20 protein-coding genes and 3 pseudogenes are annotated in these 23,689 nt (G+C 52.8%); 15 read left to right on the forward strand and 8 right to left on the reverse strand.

The window, feature by feature from the left end:
• Positions 1-18 precede the first annotated feature (18 nt).
• From AAEZ05_RS09965 to AAEZ05_RS09985, 5 genes are all read left to right on the forward strand, one after another.
• A complete protein-coding gene (locus AAEZ05_RS09965) occupies positions 19-2,265 on the forward strand; it encodes a hypothetical protein (protein ID WP_350647119.1) in 2,247 nt (748 codons plus the stop codon).
• 141 nt (positions 2,266-2,406) lie between these two features.
• Complete coding sequence (locus AAEZ05_RS09970; protein WP_350647121.1) at positions 2,407-2,613, forward strand: AbrB/MazE/SpoVT family DNA-binding domain-containing protein; 207 nt, start codon at positions 2,407-2,409, stop codon at positions 2,611-2,613.
• Positions 2,614-2,626: 13 nt separating this feature from the next.
• On the forward strand, positions 2,627-3,034 hold the full coding sequence (locus tag AAEZ05_RS09975; protein WP_350647123.1) for a hypothetical protein: 408 nt from the start codon (positions 2,627-2,629) through the stop codon (positions 3,032-3,034).
• Between the two features lie 424 nt (positions 3,035-3,458).
• Positions 3,459-4,577, forward strand: a complete 1,119-nt coding sequence (locus AAEZ05_RS09980) for a hypothetical protein (protein WP_350647125.1) — start codon at positions 3,459-3,461, stop codon at positions 4,575-4,577.
• A 161-nt stretch (positions 4,578-4,738) separates the two neighbouring features.
• Positions 4,739-5,989, forward strand: coding sequence for a hypothetical protein (locus AAEZ05_RS09985; RefSeq protein ID WP_350647127.1), 1,251 nt, complete (start codon positions 4,739-4,741; stop codon positions 5,987-5,989).
• 325 nt (positions 5,990-6,314) lie between these two features.
• Here AAEZ05_RS09985 and AAEZ05_RS09990 read toward each other — a convergent pair whose 3' ends face one another.
• On the reverse strand, positions 6,315-6,944 hold the full coding sequence (locus AAEZ05_RS09990; RefSeq protein WP_350647129.1) for a hypothetical protein: 630 nt from the start codon (positions 6,942-6,944) through the stop codon (positions 6,315-6,317).
• A 659-nt stretch (positions 6,945-7,603) separates the two neighbouring features.
• Between AAEZ05_RS09990 and AAEZ05_RS30715 the strand changes: the two genes are divergently transcribed.
• The gene (locus AAEZ05_RS30715; protein WP_502947763.1) at positions 7,604-7,768 is read left to right on the forward strand and encodes a DUF7693 family protein; all 165 of its coding nucleotides are present in this window, start codon (positions 7,604-7,606) and stop codon (positions 7,766-7,768) included.
• A gap of 296 nt (positions 7,769-8,064) precedes the next feature.
• Positions 8,065-8,475, forward strand: coding sequence for a response regulator (locus AAEZ05_RS10000; protein WP_350647131.1), 411 nt, complete (start codon positions 8,065-8,067; stop codon positions 8,473-8,475).
• Here AAEZ05_RS10000 and AAEZ05_RS10005 read toward each other — a convergent pair.
• On the reverse strand, positions 8,454-8,765 hold the full coding sequence (locus AAEZ05_RS10005; RefSeq protein ID WP_350647133.1) for a DUF1652 domain-containing protein: 312 nt from the start codon (positions 8,763-8,765) through the stop codon (positions 8,454-8,456). The two genes, AAEZ05_RS10000 and AAEZ05_RS10005, sit on opposite strands and share 22 nt — an antisense overlap.
• 398 nt (positions 8,766-9,163) lie before the next feature.
• On the opposite strand from AAEZ05_RS10005, the gene AAEZ05_RS10010 reads away from it, so the two are divergent.
• Together AAEZ05_RS10010 and AAEZ05_RS10015 are read left to right on the forward strand one after the other, a co-directional pair.
• Entirely contained in the window at positions 9,164-9,388 is a 225-nt protein-coding gene (locus tag AAEZ05_RS10010) for a hypothetical protein (protein ID WP_350647135.1), read from the forward strand.
• A 19-nt stretch (positions 9,389-9,407) separates the two neighbouring features.
• Positions 9,408-9,602, forward strand: a complete 195-nt coding sequence (locus AAEZ05_RS10015; protein WP_350647137.1) for a DUF7740 domain-containing protein — start codon at positions 9,408-9,410, stop codon at positions 9,600-9,602.
• A gap of 519 nt (positions 9,603-10,121) precedes the next feature.
• On the opposite strand, the gene AAEZ05_RS10020 is transcribed toward AAEZ05_RS10015, so the two are convergent.
• Together AAEZ05_RS10020 and AAEZ05_RS10025 are read right to left on the reverse strand one after the other, a co-directional pair.
• Positions 10,122-10,994 carry a hypothetical protein gene (locus AAEZ05_RS10020; protein ID WP_350647139.1) on the reverse strand — a complete coding sequence of 291 codons (873 nt, stop codon included), beginning with the start codon at positions 10,992-10,994 and terminating at the stop codon, positions 10,122-10,124.
• The gene (locus AAEZ05_RS10025) at positions 10,994-11,662 is read right to left on the reverse strand and encodes a hypothetical protein (protein WP_350647141.1); all 669 of its coding nucleotides are present in this window, start codon (positions 11,660-11,662) and stop codon (positions 10,994-10,996) included. The genes AAEZ05_RS10020 and AAEZ05_RS10025 overlap by 1 nt, the downstream gene beginning before the upstream one ends.
• A 346-nt stretch (positions 11,663-12,008) precedes the next feature.
• On the opposite strand from AAEZ05_RS10025, the pseudogene AAEZ05_RS10030 reads away from it, so the two are divergent.
• Together AAEZ05_RS10030 and AAEZ05_RS10035 are read left to right on the forward strand one after the other, a co-directional pair.
• Positions 12,009-12,155 (forward strand): annotated as a pseudogene (locus AAEZ05_RS10030) (transposase); the annotation flags it as partial.
• 669 nt (positions 12,156-12,824) lie between these two features.
• Complete coding sequence (locus AAEZ05_RS10035) at positions 12,825-13,580, forward strand: bestrophin-like domain (protein ID WP_350647143.1); 756 nt, start codon at positions 12,825-12,827, stop codon at positions 13,578-13,580.
• Between the two features lie 32 nt (positions 13,581-13,612).
• Here the strand turns inward: AAEZ05_RS10035 and AAEZ05_RS10040 are convergent.
• Positions 13,613-13,967: pseudogene (locus AAEZ05_RS10040) on the reverse strand (IS66 family transposase); the annotation flags it as partial.
• A 98-nt stretch (positions 13,968-14,065) separates the two neighbouring features.
• On the opposite strand from AAEZ05_RS10040, the gene tnpA reads away from it, so the two are divergent.
• The 3 genes and pseudogenes from tnpA (at position 14,066) to tnpC (ending at position 16,322) form a co-directional block, all read left to right on the forward strand.
• The gene (gene tnpA, locus AAEZ05_RS10045; RefSeq protein ID WP_350647145.1) at positions 14,066-14,383 is read left to right on the forward strand and encodes an IS66-like element accessory protein TnpA; all 318 of its coding nucleotides are present in this window, start codon (positions 14,066-14,068) and stop codon (positions 14,381-14,383) included.
• Positions 14,380-14,724 (forward strand): IS66 family insertion sequence element accessory protein TnpB, encoded by a 345-nt coding sequence (gene tnpB, locus AAEZ05_RS10050; protein WP_350647147.1) that lies wholly within the window; start codon positions 14,380-14,382, stop codon positions 14,722-14,724. Before tnpA ends, tnpB begins: the two co-directional genes overlap by 4 nt.
• A 49-nt stretch (positions 14,725-14,773) precedes the next feature.
• A pseudogene (tnpC, locus tag AAEZ05_RS10055) lies at positions 14,774-16,322 on the forward strand (IS66 family transposase).
• 643 nt (positions 16,323-16,965) lie between these two features.
• Here the strand turns inward: tnpC and AAEZ05_RS10060 are convergent.
• Both AAEZ05_RS10060 and AAEZ05_RS10065 read right to left on the reverse strand, forming a co-directional pair.
• A complete protein-coding gene (locus AAEZ05_RS10060) occupies positions 16,966-20,274 on the reverse strand; it encodes a UvrD-helicase domain-containing protein (RefSeq protein ID WP_350647149.1) in 3,309 nt (1,102 codons plus the stop codon).
• A gap of 4 nt (positions 20,275-20,278) precedes the next feature.
• The gene (locus tag AAEZ05_RS10065; protein WP_350647151.1) at positions 20,279-21,172 is read right to left on the reverse strand and encodes a hypothetical protein; all 894 of its coding nucleotides are present in this window, start codon (positions 21,170-21,172) and stop codon (positions 20,279-20,281) included.
• A 318-nt stretch (positions 21,173-21,490) separates the two neighbouring features.
• On the opposite strand from AAEZ05_RS10065, the gene AAEZ05_RS10070 reads away from it, so the two are divergent.
• Positions 21,491-22,522, forward strand: coding sequence for a TauD/TfdA family dioxygenase (locus tag AAEZ05_RS10070; protein ID WP_350647155.1), 1,032 nt, complete (start codon positions 21,491-21,493; stop codon positions 22,520-22,522).
• Between the two features lie 253 nt (positions 22,523-22,775).
• Here the strand turns inward: AAEZ05_RS10070 and AAEZ05_RS10075 are convergent, their stop codons facing one another.
• Positions 22,776-23,435 carry an HD domain-containing protein gene (locus AAEZ05_RS10075; protein WP_350647157.1) on the reverse strand — a complete coding sequence of 220 codons (660 nt, stop codon included), beginning with the start codon at positions 23,433-23,435 and terminating at the stop codon, positions 22,776-22,778.
• Positions 23,436-23,689 lie beyond the last annotated feature (254 nt).

Raw genomic sequence — 23,689 nt, forward strand, 5'->3', positions numbered from 1 at the left:
TTTTTTTGCGCGACCATAATGACTCCATACCTCGTTTCCAGTTTTCAAAAAGCCACCCTCAGCGCGTTGATCCGCGAGCGCTTTGGCTACGACTTTGCTGATATTTTTTCCAAAGAACAGATCACCTATCTCTTCAACTATCTGACGGAGAGGGGCTGCTCTGCGATCCTTTTGGAGCCCAAGTATATTGATCGCGAATTTCTGGAGGATTACTCCAGGTACTACGTCAAGCGCTTCGGCAATGATGGTTACGTGTGCGGGCGGCTCCACTTTTTCAGCCGTAGCATTGACCACAAAAGCTTGGATCTTCTGTTAGAAGGTCGTGATGCAAACGGCCTGACGGCTGATGAGCTACAGAAACATTATCTTGGCTTCATGGTCGTCAAGCCGCTGAGTCGAACGTTCGTAGGTAAGACTTGCCTTCAGTTGGCAGGCGACAAGGGCATCGGTGACGGCACGAAGAAGAAAATCACTAAGCAGTACGATGTGAACCTCTTTGGGATAAAGCTGCACGTCGACTCAATTGCATTCCAAGAGCAGGATAAGGTTGTGGCGGCATGCGCCACTACAGCCATCTGGACGGCGCTCCACGCGCTTCCTTGGGGTGATGTCAAGCACGTGCCGTCATGCAGCGAGATCACGATCAATGCGCTCAATTTCGTTGAGGGGTCGAATAATGGCTTCCCCAACAAAGAGCTCACGAACAAACAGATTCAGCGCTCACTGGATGTCGAGGGACTGCGCTACCACTCTAGCCAGCTCCTCATTGAAACCAGAGAGTGGTTCCGCGCATGTGTCACTGCACACATCGATAGTAACCTCCCACTGATTTTGGTTGGTGTTGTCCACGGCTTGGCAAGGTCAGTGGCCGCTGAGGAAAGCGAGCAAAGCGAAACCATTTTTCTTGCGGAAAAGGGAAATCACGCCGTGACGTTGCTTGGTTACGATTTCCGGCTTGGCTCAAACTTGATCTACGTACACGATGATCGTCTGGGCCCGTATGCTCGGGCTGAACTGGTAGAGTTGAACGTCCTGCTCGGCGTTGATACTCCTGCCGATCTCAAAGATCGATGGGCACTAGCATTCCGTCATACAGAGGATAATGGTACGACGTGGCTGCCAGCCCACGAAATACTTATCCCGGATGCCTGCGTCGTACCTGCAGATAAGAAAGCCCGCTTGCCCTTCCAGTACGCCTACGGCACAGCTGAGGTGATTGCAGATCAGATTCGACTTTGGATGGATGCATGGCTCACCTCGCCGACGAATCTGATTCAACCTGAAAAGCTGCGATTCAATATCAAGCTCTCCTCCATTTCTCAGGTGAGGGATCACGTTCTTGAGCACACCCTTGAATATCACGGCGGCGAAACGTTACACATCGACGACGAGGAGAAAATCACCTTCACAGAGACTGATCTGGAGAGATGGCGAGAAGATCGAATACAGTTCCTGACGAGCCCAATGGCAAGACTCCAATGGGAGTTAGACTTCCTGTGGGGCAATAAGAAGGTCTTCAAGATCCTCCTGGACGCTACTGACATCCCTTTAGGTAAAGCTGTATCGGGCATTTACGTGTACGACCCGCTGTACGCTGAGCTCTTCTTCGGGGTGATTCGCGGCTTGGAAAATGTCGATCTTGCGGCTGATAGAGCGCATTTCTTCGGTTCGTTCGTCAAGGCACTTGAATTGCGCGACGTCGATTATGAACACCATTTGAACAAAGCTTACGGTGCGCTGCGCGCGCCTATTAAGCTGGAGGACAGTGAGGTTTCGGAACTTGGCAAAGGTCGCAACCCACGCCTCAAGCACTACTTTGACCCTGAGGGAGACAAACTGGCAGACGTTTTTTCGGACATAGTCGCTGACCCGGTTATGCGCAATCTCATCTGGGCCATCGGGCGAGATGGTAGTCTCTACGTTGCTGAAGATATAGCTAAACCGAAGCTCGGCCATCCAAGCATGACCGGCTTGCAGGCTGCACGTATTGCGGGAGAAATGTGGCGGACAGAGGAAGATGGTAAGCCAATCTGGCACGTGAATTACCTTTCGGGCCGATATAGCCGAGACTACGCCACGCCGAGTACGTATTTGGACAACGCTGTCCGGAAGATCAACTCGTTCTTTGATGACGATGCGCCTTTCATAGCCAAAGGTGCCACTCGCCCGCCCTCGGTCGAGGCTCGATTCGCTGCACAGATAGAACTTGCGACGCTGGCACCGATGGAAACAGGATCGAAAACCGGTACTGAAGTCATCTGCTAAAACCTGCTGGCGACAATTCGTCATCGCAGAAATGTGCTCTGGCTCGCAAACCATAGGATGAACAGTTGAAACCTCGCTGCGGCGGGATTTGAGAGCAAAGCTCGCGGCCATTTCATACTGAGCAGCAATGGGAACCCAGACGTGAGAAAGCCCTCCATGAAAATCATCATCGAAGAATGGGATGGTGACGGTGCGATTCGAATCCCAGACGAAGCGCTGCAAGAGCTCGAGCTGGATGTCGGCGACGCTGTGTACCTGACCGAAGAATTTGTCGGCAACACGCGCTGCCTCGTCCTATCAAAAACGCCTAAAATCGCGGATCGAATTGACGAACTCATTGAGGCCTGAATAGCGGAGAATAATGATGGTTGACGCGGATCATCTCTGGAAGCGCGAACGCAAACGCCGCTACGCACTTTGGGATTTGGAAAGGCTGCAGCCTGGATCTGACAGAGCGATTCAGTGCCTTGCGATTCTTGATGAAGTTGAGCGCCAAGATCAAGATGACCCCATTGGCGATGCAGCCGATATGTCGGTTGAGGAGCTACGAGAATCTGTTCCGGAAACCGAAATCGTGGGAGTCAGCGGATCCCACTTTGTAATCGTGCTTGACGAACATATACCAGAACCCTGGAAGACTCGTTTCGAAGAAGCGAGCACTGGGTCTACCCGTTTACGCCAGGGCTGTTATGCGAGAGATTGGCGCCGTTTTTTACGACTGTGGTCATTTGAGATGCAGCGCGTCGCAGCGCATAAGGAGTTGCGTTAAGACTGTGACGTGGCTGCTCGTGAGCTTCAATAACGTCAGATGGTTCCAGGCTACTGGAGCCGGACATAGGCCGCACCGATTTAACGCAAGAACTCCCTTCAGAGCTGGCCGTTAAGATCGATGACAGCTTTCGTCTCCCCCTCACCTCCAGCATATCAAGACGACGTCAAACCGAGCCCAGGACATGGCGCGCTCACCTGCGGTGCAGTTCTGGGTCGTGCCCGGAGAACTCCTACACCGGCTTCAAGTGTGTTAACGGATGGAGCTACCGCAGATTTTGATTACGCAGCAGCTATTCATCGGATCTGACGGCTGTCTTAGCCGTTCGATTTTTGACTTAGGGCAAGTATCGGCACCTTGGATTAGCGGGTGACAGCCGTTTCCGCTCACATCATGAACTAAATCCGCAAGGGACTGATCCCCAATGACTGCTAATTCACAAATACCGTTCACAGACCTAGTCAAACAGACCGTGAAAGCTAATGCAAGCCAATTGGTTACCGCCGGCGCCGCCCTGACGGGCCTCGGTTTTATCCTTACGTTCTGTGTTTTGTACACCTATCTACACGCGATTGGATATCCAAACCTGTTAAGCCCTGCATTGGGGAACACCAGCGCCCTGCTCCCGTGGATTGTCATTTCCACACTTATGCTCGTGCTGTATCTAGCGAGCCTAATGGTCACTTCCGCGTTCTATGCAGCGGCGTTGACCCCCTTCAAAAACAACCCCTCGTTTATGGCTTTGATGCTGATATTTCCCTCATTAGCAGGCATCGCAGCGATGGTGTGGGCGGTAGTTATTCGCCAACGCACAAGTGTGTTTTTCGTAGTTACCTTCTCAGCGGTGACTGTCATCATTGCCACTCTGGTGATGCTTTTGATACCAAAATTCTGGGCAACTGTAAGGGACGCCGCCAGCCAAGCTTCACCGGCTCAAAATGCGAAAACTAAATGGATGGCAACAATCATTGGCCTGATCGGGACGGTGTGGGGGGCGGCACTGTCTGCAATGTTCCCATTGCTCCTCCTCATCAAAACCTACCCGTGGCCCGCAAACAGGTACGAACTGTACAAATTTGCTGGCATCTGCGTGACCGTATCGGGACTCGGTCTCTTTCCGGCTGCAGCCTTTTACATCTGTAAAGATGGGCTGTGGACGCGTACACGCTCCACATTGGGCGGAATGATGCTGGTGGTAGCAAGCGCGCTTTACTTTGCCCCAGCGACCATACCGAAGGTGGTCGATCAAGCAGCGAAAATCATCGGTATCAAAAGCCTTGAGGTTTCGTCTTACATCATCAAGGACACCTATGCTGCCGAAGATTTCGATTCGCGGTGGGGGGAAGTCAAAACGCTTAGGAGTTATCCAGTCGTCGAGGCATTCCCTTTGTTTACTCTCGGTGACCTCCTCCTGCTCTGCCCCAAGCCGCTTGCACTTACCGCATTAGTAGATTGGCCGTTGGTGACCCGAGCGTGCCTGCTATTGGACGGCAAGACCGTGAAACAGATGCCGGAGCAGATACTGAAGGTGTCAAAGACCTAGACTAAATTAAAGAGAGTCCATCAACCAACCCGCTACCAGAGCGTCGTCAACGTATCGTTGCGGCGCTAGTGCACCACTTTCAAATTCTACAAAATCAAGCGTTTAAGGCCTGGTAGCGAAGCGCTATTCTTCTTGGCAATACCTCTTGGGATTGCATTGCTATGGATGACGCGCTGGTGGTCTTTTCACGGAAAGGTCTCTTCCAAACTCCGATTACGGCTTACGAAATTAAAAGCCGGGAGCATTATCGAAAGATGTGGCCCTTGGTCACTGCGGACAAACCCCACCACCTCGTAAGTTGGGTGAGCCCTTGTTTCGATGATGATGGAAAGCTGAAAACACACAGCTATTTCAGAAAGTACACCGGCAAACGCGGCGCTAGAGCCGCGGACTATTTCGACAGCCAGGAACAAGCTCGACAACGTCATATTGGCGAAAGCGAGGAGCACAGGCGAGCCAAGCAGCTGATAGCCGATGAGCTTCAGCGCCGACTCGACGCAGGGCTGGCCATGCCCTGGTACTACATGGATGAAACAATCAGCCAGTATCACCTGGCCGGCAATCTCCTGCTCGGAGCTAATAGTGTTACCCAAGAACAGAAAATAAAGACACCGTTTGGCAACTTCTATCGCCTTGATGTGGCGGTGCTCGGCAACCCTATTCTTCGGCATCCGATGGTGCTGGCGGGAATCGAAATTGAGCTTGGCCACGCTTTTGATGGGCGAAAGGCTCTGGCTGGTCGCTCAATGGGCTTTCCACTCATATCCATAGACATCTCCGACATGAGTCTGGATCAGCTGACACCGCAGTGGGCCCGGGAGGCGCTAACAGCAACGAAGTCCAGCAGCGATGTGGGCCGGCGCAAGACGTTCATCTACCTGAACGACCTGCTCTATCCGCTTTATGTTCAGTTGCCCCCTGCGCTAATCGAGGGGGATGACTTCCGGCACCAGTTCATTATATTTGCCGCTGATGAGCACCTGGAGCGGGTAAAAGCGACCCTAGCCAAGGTCAGTTCGGCACTCGGGCTTCAGAGCCCTACCGTTCTACTTGGGGTCGTCAACGGCAAAAGCGAGTCAGCAGCCAAGCAAGTTGCCAACCTAGGCGATATCGCGGGGCCGGATTGGCGTGAGTTCCACCAGCACCGTTGCCTGACGATCACCCTGGATCGCCCCAGGACACCGCAGGATGTGCCAAGTCACCTCATGCACATTGCGATTGCCGCATTATTGGCCGGCAAAGGCAATGCCTTGGTGGGGTACAAGAACCGGCTCGGTATCATCAACCATCGTCCTGAAGAAGACGTCTGGAATGAGTATCGACGTGGAACCTGGCACCGCACCTTGCCCAAACGTCTTGCGGAGCCATTCCAGCGATACTTGGCAGTGCTTGACCAGCTATATAGCCAATAGGCTCCATCCGTATCGGCTATAACCGGGATGACGCAAATCGGCGCCATCTCAGCGAGACTCATCAACAGTAACCCCACTACATGTCTTGGACTCATCCGTGTAACGAGGTAGATGGAGCCGGGCTAAAGCCCGAGAGAGCGAGCGCCAAAGTAGCTTGCTCTCCTCAGCCCAACAGCGCGCCTATCGAATCTCACACGAGCACTCCTTTGATTTTTCAGACACAGGACAATATCGGTGGGGGCGTCGTCCTCAACACGCACATTCGTAATCGTGCTTGCAGTAAGTATGGGGTAGGATTTGTAGCAGCCGGATGCTGCCCCAATTCTCATGATGCCAGCAATTCGATTTGCCTTTTCTCATTACCCCAATGGATCGCAAAATCAATTTCTCGCGAAACTGGCCGTCCACATTCTCTCAAGAACGTGACAGCGAGAAGGATCTGATCAATAGCCTTCGAGATCTCGCTTTCGGAGGGCTTTAGGAAGCGACCCTGAGGAAAAAGACCTTCCACATACATTTTCTCATCGATAGGTACTTCGCCGGGATACGTCATCATGACGGAACCGGGTCGAAGCCCTCTTAAAGAGTGCGCTGTCGGATCGTAGAACACAGCAACGACACTTCTGCCCATAGGGAGAGATAGCTTCCATGTTGACTTGGGTATCCATACTCCAGCCAATTTCGAATCGCGGAGATCGAGCCGTCGCTGTTCTTCTTCGATGATGGCAAGCATGTGTTCGACGTCCTTGGGCGACTCACTGCCGTACCGATTTTTTACTGGATCGATAAGCTCGACTAAACCAGAAGCTGTGAGGAACCCATCCTCCGTTTTTGTGATTTTCCTAGCCATGACTCCGGAGCGCTCGGATGAGCCAGACGTATAGATCGAGAATGTCTCACGGTCAGCGGCGAGGACTACGCAGTCCTCCATACTGATCATTGCGATGAACGTCATATGGAAATCCTTGTGGGCAATGGATATTTCGTTCGCCTCCTACTCAATGAAACTATTGCAGCACTACGTCGCTCGCTACTACGCAGATTTGCTGGAAGGGCCAGCCAGTGTCCATCATCGAGTATGTGACCTCTCACGCCATGAACGGGAATAGTGCTTGCCTCCAACGCTGCCCTCTTTCCACGGAATAGACGCAATGCCAGCTTCAGACCTGCTTCCTTCCCTGATACAAGATCAATAAAAATAAGTTGGCGCTCACTCTCTTCGTCTATCAGGGCGGCTCAGGTGAGGGTGGAGGCACAATGCGCGGCGCGCTGGAAACGATCAGCAAGGACGAGGAGTTCATCACCGTGTCGTTTTCAGTACTGATAACGCCTGAGTGAACATTCTTTTGGTAGGCTAGCCGGGTCTCGTTGACCCGAACGAGCGACGTCTAAATTCAGGCTACTTCATACCGCAGCTTAGCTATGGGCTCGCGATGACTCGAGCTTAGAATGATTTGAACACCACCTCTCCTCTCACCGCCCACGAGGTCAGCCTGATACTGACGGACGTCGCGTGCGGCAAACGCAACATGATGCCAAGCTCTATCCAGTCATGGAGCGAAATTTACCACGGACTCATGCCCCTTGAGGTTGATGGCTGACAGCTGACAGCTGATGCTATTCAATGACTGCGACTCTTTGGACTACTGCGAGTACTGTAGATCGCCTGACGGTAGATCCGGGATACTTGAACTCTTGCAGCGCGACGGAGCTGACCCTGTCGACCTATTGAATGCCTGGGAGCGTGAACAGCTCGGACGATTGCTCGCTGTGCTCTGAGCCTGTACGCAAAGCCGAAGCTTCTCGAGATGGGCAAACCGCAATAATGTAGTGTTCATCAGCTCGCAGTAACGCCAGCATAGTAGGAGGTGTCACCAGTTGGAGATACCCCCAACTCGTTCAGCGACGAGAAGTTCGGTTAGCATCCATCGCTACGAGCCTGCTCTGGCACAGAGTGAAAATCGTACCCGGCTCACCTGCTGCTTAGAGGACGGCGCATCTTGAAAAACGGCTTACACTCAGGACTTAACCCCAAACAGATATCTGCTCGTTTTGTCCGGCCAAGGAGTCGATAAGTGAACGTAAATTGGGAAGGGATATTGCCTATTCAAGGAGAGGTTATTGTCATCGAAGACGATCCGACGTTGCGTTCGCTGATGATGGATATCGTGGCAGAGATTGGCGCAAAGGCAGTGGCATTCGACACTGCTGATGGCGCATTGACCTACCTGTTGGAAGCGCATGATCAGTGTCGGCTGGTGATCGCCGATCACGGTGTTCCAGGTCAGATTCAAGGAATCGAATTCATCGAAATGGTCAGGGGTCGATGGCCTTACATCGCTGCAATTCTGACCTCCGGGTATCTGATCGACCCTACAGCAGTGCCTGCCTCAAGCGTATATCTGCACAAGCCCTGGTCACTGGACGACTTGGTCATCGCGGTGGCGTCCCTTCTGCAACCTGATCATCCCATCCGCAAACCTTGAGCCGACGTGACCGGGTGGGCTCCCATGCCGCAACCATTTACCGTTGCGCTAACAGGTAAGGCCTTCTGGCGAGTCGCCATTTCAATTCTGAGTTCGCTGATCAAGTTCGAGATCGCTCGACTGGACGTCAGACCCGATGCCAACACTTTGGGGACAAACAATTCGACACGGCCCGAGGATGGCTCAACCATCTTGATCAAAAGCGACCCTTTCGGATTCACGAAGCAAGTGCAGGAGCGAGGTAACAAACCACTCTCAACGATATGTCGGAGCTCTAAAGCTGAAATCATTGACGTTTGTCCAAATGAAAAATTTCAACTCAGTCTTGTCTATGAATCCCGGGAGTCAAGGATCGCGCCGAAGCATAATTTACGACGAATTGTTTCAACTGCTCTGAAGGACTTCGTTCTGACTATCGAATTCCGTCCCTACTGGGGCGCCTCGGTACTGTGAGCTTTGTGTAAAGAGTCACTGTCAGACGCTTCGCGACCTTAATGGAGAGATGACGCACAAGTGGTCGGACGTCCGCCGGGCCGAGCTCCGCTAGTGGGCACATTGGTGAATTCGAATGCGTGTCAGTTACGAAAGACGGCTCATCAGATAATCATCAAAGGCGCTTGATCTAGTAGCAAATAGCCGCTATGCCTTATCTTCCGTGCTGATTGCAGTCGTACAAGAGGAAAAGAATATGCTTTCTAGATACGTGGTTGTTCCGGCGACCCCTGTAGTATCGGAATCTGTACGTGAAGGCGGTCGTTACTACAGCAAAACAGTCTCCAATGGTTTTGACCTTTACGATAATCAAGACAAGCAGCGGTTGAAGCCAACCTTTGCGACCCGCCAGGAAGCAGAGGCCGAATGTGGAAGGTTAAATTCTGAGCGCCTTGCATCCATCCAATCCGCATATGGCTGAGTCAGTTCACTGGTCTTATATGAATCTCACTGATGCCACTTTAGTGCTGCTCCTTGCGGCACGTATCCATGGAACAGACGAAGCCATCAGAGCATCGGCGAAAAGTGTGGTGAAGAAATTACCACGCGGTAAACGTGATCTGATCTACAAGGTGATCGACAGCCGGACTCCGCTAGATTTGGTTAACTATTTGGCGCTGCACCTGGATGACTGACCAGAACCCACTGGTATTCGCCTGCCCTCTGCCACTCGTCGATAGTGGCTTGCGACAGGAGCGCTGAGGTGAATCGGTATGCTTTTGAGATACCGATAGTATTCACCAGAAACGACATGATATGATCGCCTCAAGCACACAGGTAGTGCTTACAAAAGCCCCGTGCTTGCTACTCCCTCTCCGCCTTACACAGATGAGAGATGTGGGGAACGCAACAAGCGAACCGTTGAACACAGTCATTGCCTGTGCTTCAGCTTGGCATGATAAGTTAGATTGAATGGCGCGTTTCCGGAAGTGCCCCATTCCTTGGCTTACTTGCCATAAGACACGTGCCAGGACATAGCTCCTGCAGGGCTCAGTAATGAATTAGCCTCGTAGAGGCATCAACGGTCAGCTATGCTGGCCGTTGTCATTTCTGCGTTTTGAAGACACCCGCGTCATTCTACTACTCACATCACCGCAAACCCTGCCACGCCCCTCACTGACCCCACGGGGCTAACCAGAGATGATGCATGCGCATCAAACGCGTACGTGGTCATTGGGGGCAATATTCAAGTGCGGATTCCCCTCGTACGCTTGGGCTGTTGAATGACAACCGGGAAACTGTCCCTTCAAATTCCTTGTCCCCTTGGTGCAGTCATAGTGAAAGAGCTGGTCATAGGGTGCTCCCAGTCGTCTTCTCCCTGACAAAATACACGCGAGATTATGACTCCCGCCTGCCCTGGAGAAGCCGTGGCGATCATTGCCTGGAGGATGAAACTCGACTTGTCGATCATCGACAAAACAGTTTCTGCTTCTGCCCGCAATTCGTTGCATCGGATGCGCATCCAGCATTCGTTTGCGATGCTCGAAAACTGCGTTACTTGGCACAATTCCAGCTGCCAGCTCCAAGTGCAATTTTTGCAAGGCTGGCACGAATGCTTTGGAGTTGAAGTTCTGCACAGGCAGCAGAATCGGGGTGCTCTGGGCCCTGGAAACCACCTCATCTCGCACAACGGATAGAGCTTCTCGGGCGATTGCTGTCGCCTGCTTAAGTTTCTCCGTCAGCTCGTTCACTGCCTTCCCGACTGAATTCAGCCGAGTTCCATCCCACTGCCATTCGACGGGCACCATCATGGTGTGGGGGAAAAAAGCGCTTGCGAAAGCGCTCGAACTCTCTGGGTCACGAACCAGATAGATAATGGCAAACGCTGTTTGCGCGACCTTTCCGCCCGCATCGATTTTCCGTTGAAAGACGTTCATAAAAAAATCGATACCTTGGGGGCCGTACGGAACGTAGCTAGGCATCTTGTCGATGCAGAATTCTGCACCTCTGGAAAACTCGCTATTTCTGGCTTCTACTTTTTCACGCAGCTCACGCGGGACACCCGCGAACCCAAAAAAATACTCCATTACTTCCTCATCAGCTTCGCAACGATATCCAGCGGCAGGGAAATGCGCTTGAGCTCACTTTCCGTTAGGCTTTCCATCAGTTGAGTCAGCAACGAGGGCCCACCTTCGGTGTTTGAAGTTGGCTTGTGCGTAAAGTCATTGATATCGAGCCCTTGATCGTGAATCCAGAGCTTTATACGTTCGTAAAAGTCAGAGCCAGTACCACCATCTTCCGCCCGGGAAAGGTATCTACTTTCAAGCTTTGTATAAGCAGCTGGGGCGCTTTCTGAAGGGGGTATATCCATATAATGAACGGTTGGAACAGTTCTGATCCAGCGTTCCATCTGGTCAGCCAGAGGACGCTCGAACGCGGCTTGCATGGCCCTGTTGAACGTTGCTGGCGGCACTGACGGGCGCTCAGCTATAGCGGCAGTCTCGACCGCTACAGGTTGTTTCGGCAGAGCCCCTAAGAGCAAACCACTCGCGTTAGGGCTGGAGACTTCAATTTCATCATCAAGGTAGTGATGTATGAACTGGGACAGCTTCAACCCGCCGAGCTCAGTATGCAGCGCAAAACCTCGGCTAGATGCCGCTTGGCCAAGCTTTGACAGGAGAAGAGGTTCATTTTTGGCCTGCCAGTGCCTTACTACCTCATCAACAACAAACTGATGAAAACTCAAAGTGGTCACTGGATGATCCTTCATTTAAAACGCTGCGGTTATAGAGCTGAAAACGGCTTCTGAGCCGACCTTTGGATATACGAGAGAGTTCTGCCCTCGTTAACCGCCGATCACGGGCAAAAAGCCATCATTATGCACTGCTCACAATCCTAACAAAAACGACCAGGTTGGGTGAAGCATTGCTGAACAAACCCTAAAACCGCGACATGAAACAAGGTAAATGATGCTGGGCGTCGCCATCGCACGTGCTGATAAGGGAGTGAGCTCGCCTCCCAACGTCAAGCTGTGAGCTGTAGTGGTCTAATGAAACCGGACACCCATTTAGGCGAGAATACCCGCCAGATCGAGGTGTCAGATGACCAAGCAACGCCGTACTTTTTCTCCAGAATTCAAACGCGAGGCTGCCGACCTCGTGCTTAAGCAAAACTACAGCTTCGTCGAAGCCAGTCGCTCGCTGAGTGTTGGTGAGTCGGCGCTGCGCCGTTGGGTCGACAAGCTTCAGTAAGAGCGCACCGGCGTCACCCTAGCTAATCTGCTCGGTTTCGATCCGCTTGACCTCCTCTTGATCACTTCAAGCCAAGATATGAGCGTGACTTATGAGCAGCGCCTAAAAGCGCTTCAGGATGAAGTCGGTCGCATTGCAGAACTAGGGTAAGCATCCGGCCAACACACCTTGCCATCTTGGGTGACGCTATTCGCTGGGCAGAAATCGGTTAACAATCATCGCGACCGCTTACGCTGAAGAGGGTAAGCGAATGCCGAACTCACCTTGCACAGGTCAGCCGTGCAATCTCTGATCCGGCGGCAGGTGGTACAAAAAAGTAAGCGCTGGCAAAAGTACGTGTGCCTAAGGTGGCTTGCTGCCCTTGCGCCAAGCCTTTAGGAAAGCTGGCTTGCTCGACAGCGCTTACTGATCAACAGCTAATCGCTGAACGATTCCTCCCTCATGCTAATCTGTTGAAAAGCAAAAATTTGCGAACTGTTCTACTTCGGCGCGCAGACTGACTGGAGCACTTAGTGATCCTATTCGCTCAGGCGACAATATCACCCGATTGCGTGCGTAACAGATCGGCTGGATCAGCCGTTGCATGAGCGTCATTCTGCCCGGTATAGGTTATGCCTCCATGGCTCCAAACCGGATTAACGTTTAAGACCTTGAGAGCGTAAGCGCATGGAGTCTACTTGGGTCGCGGTATCGGTCTTTATCTGCCTACTATCGGCAGCACTGTTGATGATGCATGTGTATCCCAAGCTCGCGGCCCGGCACAAGGATGAAGAGACGAACGCCGTGGTTCGGTTGGTAGCGAATATCTTCGTGGTAATGACGTCCCTTGTATTTGGCCTCCTAATCAATTCCGCCAAAAACACATACGAAAACGTCGATGCCAACTATCACGCTTACGCAACGAGCCTGATTATTCTCGACCGAACGCTCAAGTCGTATGGCCTCGCCGCCCAAGACACTCGTAAACATTTAATCGTTTATCTCGAACATGCGATTTCAACCCCCTACAGCGGCGATCAGGCATTGCAGCATCGCAAAAGCCCAGCCGTTCAATATCTTGATGATATAGGTGGAGCATTGGCCGCCATTGCTCCGCCCGACCGGTATCACGAGACCATGCTATCGGACATACGCCAGCAATATCACTCGATCATTGAGCAACGCTGGAGGATTGTTGAGCAGTCGGAAGGAGCTATACCAAGGCTCTTGATAGTGATGCTGGGGGCCTGGATGACACTCATTTTTGCCAGCTTTGGGTATCGGGCCCCACGAAACCCTATGGTTGTTGGGATGTTCACCGTGTCAGCGTTTCTTTTAGCCGCTTCGGTCTTTCTCGTTCTCGACATGGATATTCCTTTTTCCGGGGTCATACAAATTTCAGACCTGCCGTTGGAAAGGGCTCTTGCCGAAATGCAGCTGTAGAGCAAGAGTAAGGTGCATGACATTGCGTAATATCATGCAGGCCTCCACTGATGCGGCAACATTTGACCTATCTCACTGGCCCGCTGCGTCGGCAGCCGCGTCAGCACATCTTTGAGATACGCATACGGATCGTGCCCATTCATGCGCGCTGACTGGATCAAACTCATGATCGCCGCCGCCCGTTTCCCACTGCGAAGCGACCCGGCAAATAACCAGTTGGAACGTCCAAGTGCCCACGGCCGAATCTGGTTTTCGACTGCATTGTTGTCTATGGGCACAGCCCCCATCGTCCAGATAGCGCGTCAGCGCTACCCAGCGTCTAAGGCTGTAATCCAAGGCTTTGGCCGTCGCTGATCCGTTGGGCACCAGATCGCGCTGGGTCAACAGTAAGCGTCCGGCCAAGTCACCTTCCGAACCCCAGTATTAAGGGCGATGGTGTCCGCGTATTTTTAAGCGACGCTATCGCCCTTAACGTCAGGAATTCCATGCGCCAACGAAGCTCTTATCCCAAATCGTTCAAAGCCCAGGTTGTTCAGGAATGCCTGCAGCCGGGCGCGACCATCTCCGGCGTCGCCATCAGCCATGGCATCAACGCTAACGTAATTCGGAAATGGATGCCGCTGTACCGAGATCAGCCGCCAGCAATGCTACCTGCTTTTATTCCAGTGAAATCTACGCCAAAACGGCCGACTGAAACATCGGCGGTCATCGATCTACCGTTTGGCGATCAATCGGTCACAGTGAAATGGCCAACTTCTGATCCTGAAGGATGTGCCCGCTTTGTCCGTGGGCTCACGCAATGATTCGCATCGATGCTATCTGGCTCGCCACCGAACCCATGGACATGCGTGCCGGCACTGAAACAGCGCTGGCCAGAGTGATTACAGTGTTCGGTGCGGCGAAGCCGCACTGCGCTTATCTGTTCGCCAATCGCCGCGCTACCCGTATGAAAGTGCTGGTGCATGACGGGATAGGCGTTTGGCTGGCTGCACGTCGGTTGAACCAAGGCAAATTTCATTGGCCTGGCATTCGACAAGGCGGTGAAATGGAGCTGGATGCCGAGCAACTTCATGCCTTGGTGCTCGGTTTACCTTGGCAAAGGGTGGAGCTGGCGGTGCAATCACACTGCTTTAAAAGGCTGTAATTCGCGCCTTGACCTACTGCCGCAAACGACCTTTGGTAAAATCCACGGCATGACTTCCTCGCCCAATCTCGATCATATGCCCCCCGATCAACTGCGTGCCTTCGCTGCGCAGTTGCTTTTCGCAGGTCGACACGATGGGCAAGAAGATCCAGCGGATCGAAACGCTCAACGAACAGCTCACCCACGAAATCGCACTGCTCAAACGGCACAAGTTCGCCAAGCGCAGCGAGCAACTTAGCCCTGATCAGGGCAGCCTGCTCGATGACCTGCTTGATTCGGATATCGCAGCAATCGAGGCTGAGTTAAAGGCGGTCAATCCGCCCGCCGCACCAGCCGAACCGCGTCAGCAACCTAAGCGTGCGCCGTTGCCGCCACAATTTCCACGAACTGTGATCCGTCACGAACGAGAGAACACCCAGTGCGTGTGCGGCTGCCAGCTTCAGCGCGTCGGCGAAGACGTCAGCGAGAAGCTGGATTACACGCCGGGCGTGTTCACGGTTGAGCAACACGTCCTTGGAAAATGGGCCTGCCGCGAGTGTGAAACGCTTACCCAGGCACCGGTACCGGCGCAAGTGATCGACAAAGGCATCCCGACCGCAGGCCTGTTGGCACATGTGATGGTGGCCAAGTTCGCTGACCATTTGCCGCTGTATCGGCAAGAGAAAATCTTTGGCCGTGCCGGCTTGGCAATTGCTCGCTCGACACTGGCGCAATGGGTCGGCCAAACCGGAGTGCAGCTTCAGCCGCTTGTCGATGCGTTACGCGAAACGATACTTGCCCAAGGCGTGATCCACGCTGACGAAACGCCGGTGCAGATGCTCGCGCCGGGCCAGAAGAAAACCCATCGTGCCTACGTTTGGGCTTACTGCACTACGCCGTTTTCGCCGCTCAAGGCAGTGGTTTATGACTTCAGCCCGAGTCGTGCGGGCGAACATGCGCGCAACTTCCTTGGCCAGTGGAATGGCAAGTTGGTGTGCGACGACTTCGCCGGCTACAAAGCAAGCTTCAAGCAAGGCATCACTGAAATCGGCTGCATGGCGCATGCCCGCCGCAAGTTCTTCGATCTGCATGCGACCAACAAAAGCCAACTGGCCGAGCAGGCGCTTCACTCGATTGGCGGGTTGTACGAAATCGAACGGCAAGCGCGAGATATGACTGACGAAGATCGCGGGAGGATACGTCAGGAAAAAGGGGCGCCAATACTCAATGCACTGCATGCCTGGATGCTGGCCCAGCGCGATCTTGTGCCCGAAGGATCGGCTATTGCCAAAGCGCTGGATTACAGCCTAAAGCGCTGGGGCGCACTGGCTCGATATATAGAGGACGGCGCAGTGCCCATAGATAATAACGCGGTCGAAAACCAGATACGGCCGTGGGATCTTGGACGCTCGAATTGGTTGTTCGCCGGATCACTACGCAGCGGTAAGCGGGCGGCGGCAATCATGAGTTTGATCCAGTCGGCGCGCATGAATGGTCATGATCCGTATGCCTATCTCAAAGATGTGCTGACGCAGCTGGCAACGCAGCGAGCGAGTGAAATTAACGAATTGCTCCCGCACCGATGGTGCGACCGCTCCATCACGCAGAGTGTCGGGTAGACGCTCACCATAAATTGAAGCGCTTAACATTCCGTTGAATGCCAATCACGCTGATCGCCTAAGCAGTTCATTTCCTTGACGATCATTTCGCCAATCAACAACGCCCAAAGATCTGCGCTGAGGATTAGCAGTGAAAGCAAACCCCAATACGCAGACTCTAAGCCACGCGAATTCATCACAGGTGCCCGAGCTGCCAATATCCTGAGGGCATCGCGAAGGTCTATCTGGCTCGTTATCATCGCGCGTAACTGCTCGTTGTCCAGCCGCCGAGTTTTCATCGCTGTTACTCACCGTCGAAGTCAACCCTCATAGTGCCATCAGCCAGAGCCCATGGCGTTGAGTTTTTGATCCTTACCAAGCCATACGTCGGTAACATTCCGATCACTCACGTGCGTTGATAAGTGGCGATGGCGTGTTCGTAACAGGTAGACGTTGGAGTCAGAAAGGTGTGTTACCCGGACGCATACGGATCTGGCGGAAAAAGTAGAGATGAGGCGAAGATAAATCTGCTTCCAGCTGGTGTTCTACTCCTTGATTCCACCTTCAACTGGGCGTTATCCGGTTGCAGCTACCTGCTAATGATGAGCGCTGAGTCTCAAACGAGCAGGTGCCCTAGCGAGGGACTGGTGGGCACACACAGCAGCTATGGCCGGTTTTCGCATATGCTTAAGTAGGCACACCGCCGACACAAAAACCCCTTCTTTGCTGACCGGTCACCGGCGACGAAACGCTTTGCCATTTTGTAAACTGAGGTGGTCTCAGGTGCATACGCTGGAGCATTTTCCTTCGATTTCTCCGTGAGTAAGGAGTGCACAACAACCTTCGAAAACACACGCCCAGCAATGTTCAGCATCATCGGACGCATGTGACTCAATGTTGTGTCGACGCCCGCCTGAGTGCGGAGCCAGTGGATTTCTGTTGCCCCAGGCTTATCCACTAAAATCATCCATGGCAACTCGATGCGGACACCTTGTACATCGGCCATCAGATCAGTGATTAACGATCCACCTGTGCGCTGGATAATCTTGGCACCTCGGTTTGCTGCAATGACTGCGTCACGATGCAGTCCCGGATCTTCTTCTGCAGACGGAAGCTTGTGCGCCCCCCACGCATCGGCAAAAGCTTGTTTCGCTGGAATACCTTTGAGCCAACCTTCCAAAGTATCCATTACCGCCCAGCGCGCTCGGATTGAAATGTCGACCTGCTGTTCAGCTGTGAGACTCAACTCATAGCGATAGTGGTAGTGCAGCGGGCAATTAATAAACGACTCGAAGTGGCTGTAGTTGATCGATCCTACGTTTGCATTCCCTGCAAACGGTGTCGGTTTGATTGCTGCCATAGGAACGGCGCTACCTGGGAATTTGTTTAATAACCTGCCGGAGTTGCCCAATGCCGCAGGGCGATCCCTCCGACTAGGTTCATACAAATACAGTTCGTCCTTTGCCCTGGATAGCGCAACGTAGAGCAAATTATTTCGCTCCACGGAAGCTTCGAAATCATGTTCGCTTTGTGTGCTGTTGAGCACCTCAGGCGGTACTAATTGGGAAGCACGCGCATCGTATTTCCAAGACTTCTCGCTTCCAAAGGCGTCTTTGTCCACTCCGATAAGATGAACTGCTTGGAATTCAAGTCCTTTGCTCCCATGAACTGTCATCAACGGTACGGCATTCAGTGCCCTGGCCTCTGGTGGTATCCCGCGATCTGCAAGCTTTTCGTTGATGCGCCGGCGAAGCTCCTCGCGTAGCAAAAACCTCGACAGTCGTGCTTCTTTGGCATCACCGTCCCCGTTGCGCACCGCATAGGCGAACAGCCATAGAGCTAAGCGTTCGGTATGGGCCTCCATACTCTGATTTGAAGGATCTGGTAATCCGAAACGTCTATCCAACAGAACACTGCACACGAAGTCCCACGGCCTGGAATGCCGACTGAAGCCCGACAGCAAGGCGCTCAATTTAAGTTGCGCTGCCTGCCCATTGATCGAGAGACCCGGCATATATGCTTTCAGCCACTTACCACGCTGGAGCATCACTTTGGTGCTGCAGGTTTTTGTTAGCAACTCCATGTCAGCGACCGACATCGCATATTTAGGTTCTTGGATAAGCCCCACCAATGAGCGAGGCTGGCGGGTGCATAGCAGCTGCATCAGGCACACAAGGCGCTTAACTTCTGGGCGCTGCGACACATCGCCAATGTAAAGGTGAGGTATACGCCTTGCGGACAAGGCATCTGCCACTTGCTCGATATCAGCTTTACTCCGACTGATGACTACCTGGTCTCGGTATTCCACTCCTCGATTGGCCAAGGTGACGATGGCATCCCCAAGGGTTTGGGATTGGCTTTCAGGAGACGCACATTCGAAAAGCGATGGTGTCATACCAACCGACTGCCGATACGCAGTCACATGCTCTAGTGGGAGCCTCGGCTGAAGAACATGTTCGCGACCCGCATGGCAGAAGAGGTCGAGTATCTCGGGGGTGCTACGGCGATTTAGGTCAAGTTCGTACTTGCGAACCTGTGCATTCGGCGCATGCTTTCGAAAAGCACTGTCGAATTTCATAAGGCTCATGATCGAGGCGCCACGCCAATGGTGGATGGCTTGGCGAATGTCTCCCACCACCCAGACCGATTTGGCATTTCTTGAAAGCTCACGAACGAACTCAACCAGAACATGTGTCACGTCCTGATACTCATCCACCAATATGTGATCGAAATGATCAAAGTATTGTGTGACGGAGGCGCGATCTTTTTGTGCCTGTAAGGTCGGCAGTGCTACGAGGTCGGTGTAATCCACCAGCTTCTGGCGACGTAGAGTAGCTTCGTATGCCTCGTATACAGCCGCTATATCCTCGCGCTGGGACACGATATCAGCCTCAGGCAGCGGCAAAGCGGCGAGCTTTGAGCGGTATGTCTGAACGTCGACCAGTTCTTCCTTTAGTCGATCAATATGGCCGAACACCTCAGGCAACCAATCATAGGGATCCTGAAGACGAAGGAAATACTTGAGCGGGATTTTGTGGAGTTGACCAACCATCATGCGCACTTGCTTGAGCAGGTCTGCCATGTGGATATCAGCATCTAAACCGAATAGATCGTGGTGTTTGCGTAAGAACTCTAATCCGAAGGCATGGAAAGTACCCGCCCAAACATCGGAAGCCCTTCTGATGCCTGATGCCTCCATCCGCTCAACTAGCTCGTTGGCTGCCTTATTGGTGAAGGTAAGAACTAGAATTTTGCTGGGTTCTGCACCTTGCTCAATCAGGTGTTTGATGCGATGGATTAGCGTCGTTGTCTTTCCGGTTCCAGGCCCGGCGACTACGTTTATGAACCGCTCAGTTGCAGTAGCCGCCGCAGCTTGTGCAGGCGTCATGATGGGTAGAGGAGCGACGGGACTTATTACTTGCTCAGGCAGAAGAAGTGCGTCAAGCAACTGAAGCCTAACTACTTCCAAAGGTATTTTGAGATTCTCAGCTAAGACGTGCGCGCCCAGACCTTCGTTCCAGAACTTTTTGGCGGCTGAGCGAGGTAGCAGTAGCTCCCGGGCAAACACGTTAGCTTGGAGTTCTTGGCGCTCTCTGGCTCCATAACCCTCCACAGCAACCACTGAAGGGTCGCCGTGGGGAGTAGTTATAGAAGACAGGTCAGCCACGGTCACGGCAGTTTTCTCAGCATCGAGAAACCAATGCCCCAACTCGTGAGATACCAGATAGGCCATCTCAGCAGGCGAACAGTCGCTGCGGACGAAAATCGTATAGCGCTGTCGAAGCAGTGCGGCATCTGCGCCGCTTAGGCTGAAATGGCCTGCAGGCACTGACTCCACAACTAAGTCGAGTACTTCTTCAATCTTCTGAGGATCGAGAAGCTCAGGTGATGTAGGCCAACTCGAGAGAGACGTGCCGCTTAGCAGTGCTCTAATTTCGATTGCTTTGCGGCGTGCTCTGTCAAATGGGTTCAATGCTTCAATTCTCTAAGCCGAACAGCCAACTCTCTTCGCTTTCGGGAAGCTTCAACGCCGAAATTCCTTCGCGCCATGTGCGCGGCGTATTTAGCATCTGAGGTTTTCCAGACGGTGATTTAAAAGCGGGAACCTGACGATGTTCAAAATTGAATCTAGTAGCCGCCATCAGTAGCCCCGCTGGTACATCCATTTCTTCGGCAACGGCATCCACGACTCTAGATGGGGCTAACATTTCGCCCATCAATACAACGCAGAGAACGTCGCGCCGGTCACGTAGACCCACCTTCTGAGCTAGCTCTCGAGATTTCTTTGGCACCATCACTGACAGGATTTCTCGAGCCACATCTTCTACGCTTGATTCATCGATGAACGCGTTTTCACTAATTGCATCACGAACCTTTGCTTTGTCACAGGACGGCACGTGTCGCATCGACTCTGCTAACAAGAATGAGGTGATCTGCGATGTCGACTTTTCGAATTCCGTAGCGGTCATTCGAACAAGCTTGGCCAGAGGTCGATCAACACGAATCACCCAATGTTCCGTTTCACTGCCATCGTAAGACGTGGCCGCCTGTTCATAAGAACGCAGAAGACTGGATGGATTATTTGACTCCATCTCACACTCAAAGCGATCTATCCCATCCTGCAGCAAGTCTCGGGTGAGAGCCGCAATGGCCACACCTCTACTTCGCGCAAGCGTCGCTACAGCTGAGTGAAATGACTTTTTCGTCGTGACGCCTATGGTGTCACGACGAGGTTTGGTTGCAGTGTCCGTACGCCGACCTTCCTTAGGCTGCATAGGCTTCTCCATCTTTTCGATCTTCCTCGGCTTTGCCGTAGATGTCTGGAGTAAGACCTCTTGGCTGGCAAACTGTTCACATGAACCAAGCGGCATAGGCGCCTCATTCACGAGGTGGGCCAAGAGACTGCGAACCGCTAGGGACGAATCTTCGCCGACCCCCACAACATTTTGGCCGGTTGGGAGACTCAGATTGCACTGCCAACCATTGGGCGTGCTTCGAACCGTCACTTCGTCGGCCAAATCGTCTAGCCAATGAGCCCAACGCCTGAGACAATTGGAAAACGCAATGTCATGATTTTTCATGGAAACGAGGCTTGTACTCTGGTCAGTGGAACGTCGGACGGGCAGATGCGTTGCGCTTTGCCGTGACGCTATATCAACTTTATATCACTCGCGCTCGTAGGGACACAATTGATCAACGCTCATTTTTCCGTTGCCGTTCGCGGAGCGGTGTCGGTTTGGAGAGCTTCGCTGACTTTTGCAGACGCCCTGCAGCAGTTGAATGATCCTGTAGCTCTTGGGAACACGTTGCTTCCAGAAATTGATCGGCTTCTTCAGCTGCGCAGCCTAACGTGTGTAAATGTGAAGGCGTACGCATGGAACGCACCATTCGTGTACCTACCGAAGGTGTTCGATCACAACGAACTGTCGGAAACGCCTACTGGTTTTCTTCCCGTCCCTAACAACGAAGCCACACTTGCTGCACGTGCATCCGCCATCGGCTGCATCGCCGTTCTGGGCTCAAACACCGTCTCATACGGCTCAGAAAACGACGGTGCGCTTTTCGTGAACCTTGTGGTCATACCGGGGGAAAGTCATCAATCCGAAAAGTCCAAAGGATCGATGAAGGGCCATACCGACGGCGTTTGGTTTCCAATTCGTGGTGAGAGACATCCGTGGGACAACCGAGTCGCACCTTCTCCAGATTTCGTATGCCTGTGTGCTTTACGCAATCCAAAGCAGGTACCCACGACCGTGATGCCATTGTCGGAGGTGCTTGCAAAGCTCACTCCGGCAACCGTCAGCGAACTAGGGATACCTCAGTACAACATCGGCCCTCAGGGTACATTTCGAAAACGATTACGCGAAATTTTCGGCTCGGACGTGATCGTTGAAGACTCCCAACTTCTGTTTTGGGTAGAGGGCCAACCATGGATCAGATACAGCCACAGTTCGGCCCGAACGGCGGACGATGAGCTTTCCGCTGCCAGCTTGGCCATGGACGAGTTTAAGGCCGCATGCCTTGAGTGCGCATCCTCCCATCCACTTGAACCCGGCGACATCGTTCTCGTGAATAATCGGCTCAGCCTTCATGGCCGTGCTGAGGTTGGCGAGGAGCATGGTGAAGATTCGAGGTGGCTTCTTCGCACTTATGGACTCGACACGACAGATCTGGACGCAGATCAGTGGCACGCGAACAGCCGGTACATGCTCTACCCTTGAAAAGGAAGGGCATCACCAGACGATGTGGAAGCAGCGCATAGCAAATACCCGCATGCTTCCAACTAAATCATACTGGTACCCCGCCACATCCCTCATCTGTGACAATGTGAATTCATGCAGAGGTGCGAATCTTCAGTCCAGCCGCTTTCTGAAAAACTACCAAATGCGCCCCAAATACGTGGCCCCAGATCGTTCGTCAGTAGGTTCTATTCATGATCTCGCTGCGTCAGACACTGACTAATGGGACAACGCATCAGCGATCCGGTAAACCAATCTCACCCATGAACTCATTCAAAAAATGTTCAAGGCTTCGATGCCTTTTCTCGGCAATGCGCGCGCCTTCTTGTGTTTGAAAACCAGAGGCTAGCTTGAGGAGCTTGGTGTGAAAGTGCTCGATAGCGAAGCGGTCGTCGCGATACTCCCTGCCCGATGCCGTTGGGTTGGTAAAATCGTAGAGCCCCGACTCCATACGACCAGCAGCGTAAAAACACCTCGCTACCCCCACCATGCCAATAGCATCGAGTCTGTCACTGTCTTGGATTATTTTGGCTTCGATGGTGGTGGGCTCAAACCCTGCTGAAAAGCTGTGGCTTTTTATTGCGAGGGCTACAGCAGCGATATTTGACTCTGCCCAACCTAAATCAGCCAAAATGGCAGAGGCTTTTGCAGATGCAAGAGTCGAAGCTTTGGCCCGCAGTGGGGAGTTTTTTTCCACTGCAACACAGTCATGCAGAATGGACGCGGCCAAAAGCGTTTCGAGATCACCGCCCTCGATACTGTGGATCATTTTGGCGTTAAGCCACACACGATGGATGTGCGTAAGATCGTGCGAGCCATCTGCGCAGCTCTCAGGAATGTACTCCAGCAGATTGTTGGCCAAGCTCTGGTAAGGAAAAAATGCGCCATCAATCATCTTTAAAGGTCTCGTCACAAGGCGGAACAACGTACGATCCCCCTTAAGATTTTCCAATCGAAATCTGCATCCGTCTCTGTTGGCGTTTACGGAAGGCCAAAGACTGCAAGACCTCATCGACATTTCAGGCAGGGGATTCGGTTCTTACGGAGAGAGATTGATCCTGCGCTCACGCAGCCCAACTTTCGTACGTGAACGCGTCCGTCGAGCCGGGCGCTGCCCGAACGAGCGACAGCGCAATCAACCGCATGCGA

Origin of the sequence: Pseudomonas sp. HY13-MNA-CIBAN-0226 (genome assembly GCF_040310305.1) — a bacterium.
GTDB classification, from domain to species: domain Bacteria; phylum Pseudomonadota; class Gammaproteobacteria; order Pseudomonadales; family Pseudomonadaceae; genus Aquipseudomonas; species Aquipseudomonas gregormendelii.

What these genes read in the sequence shown, in the direction of transcription:
- AAEZ05_RS09965 (WP_350647119.1), top strand. Translation starts at nt 19, where the DNA reads ATGACTCCATACCTCGTTTCCAGTTTTCAAAAAGCCACCCTCAGCGCG.
- AAEZ05_RS09975 (WP_350647123.1), top strand. Translation starts at nt 2,627, where the DNA reads ATGATGGTTGACGCGGATCATCTCTGGAAGCGCGAACGCAAACGCCGC.
- AAEZ05_RS09980 (WP_350647125.1), top strand. Translation starts at nt 3,459, where the DNA reads ATGACTGCTAATTCACAAATACCGTTCACAGACCTAGTCAAACAGACC.
- AAEZ05_RS09985 (WP_350647127.1), top strand. Translation starts at nt 4,739, where the DNA reads ATGGATGACGCGCTGGTGGTCTTTTCACGGAAAGGTCTCTTCCAAACT.
- AAEZ05_RS09990 (WP_350647129.1), bottom strand. Translation starts at nt 6,944, where the DNA reads ATGACGTTCATCGCAATGATCAGTATGGAGGACTGCGTAGTCCTCGCC.
- AAEZ05_RS30715 (WP_502947763.1), top strand. Translation starts at nt 7,604, where the DNA reads ATGCTATTCAATGACTGCGACTCTTTGGACTACTGCGAGTACTGTAGA.
- AAEZ05_RS10005 (WP_350647133.1), bottom strand. Translation starts at nt 8,765, where the DNA reads ATGATTTCAGCTTTAGAGCTCCGACATATCGTTGAGAGTGGTTTGTTA.
- AAEZ05_RS10010 (WP_350647135.1), top strand. Translation starts at nt 9,164, where the DNA reads ATGCTTTCTAGATACGTGGTTGTTCCGGCGACCCCTGTAGTATCGGAA.
- AAEZ05_RS10015 (WP_350647137.1), top strand. Translation starts at nt 9,408, where the DNA reads ATGAATCTCACTGATGCCACTTTAGTGCTGCTCCTTGCGGCACGTATC.
- AAEZ05_RS10020 (WP_350647139.1), bottom strand. Translation starts at nt 10,994, where the DNA reads ATGGAGTATTTTTTTGGGTTCGCGGGTGTCCCGCGTGAGCTGCGTGAA.
- AAEZ05_RS10035 (WP_350647143.1), top strand. Translation starts at nt 12,825, where the DNA reads ATGGAGTCTACTTGGGTCGCGGTATCGGTCTTTATCTGCCTACTATCG.
- tnpA (WP_350647145.1), top strand. Translation starts at nt 14,066, where the DNA reads ATGCGCCAACGAAGCTCTTATCCCAAATCGTTCAAAGCCCAGGTTGTT.
- tnpB (WP_350647147.1), top strand. Translation starts at nt 14,380, where the DNA reads ATGATTCGCATCGATGCTATCTGGCTCGCCACCGAACCCATGGACATG.
- AAEZ05_RS10065 (WP_350647151.1), bottom strand. Translation starts at nt 21,172, where the DNA reads ATGCCGCTTGGTTCATGTGAACAGTTTGCCAGCCAAGAGGTCTTACTC.
- AAEZ05_RS10075 (WP_350647157.1), bottom strand. Translation starts at nt 23,435, where the DNA reads ATGATTGATGGCGCATTTTTTCCTTACCAGAGCTTGGCCAACAATCTG.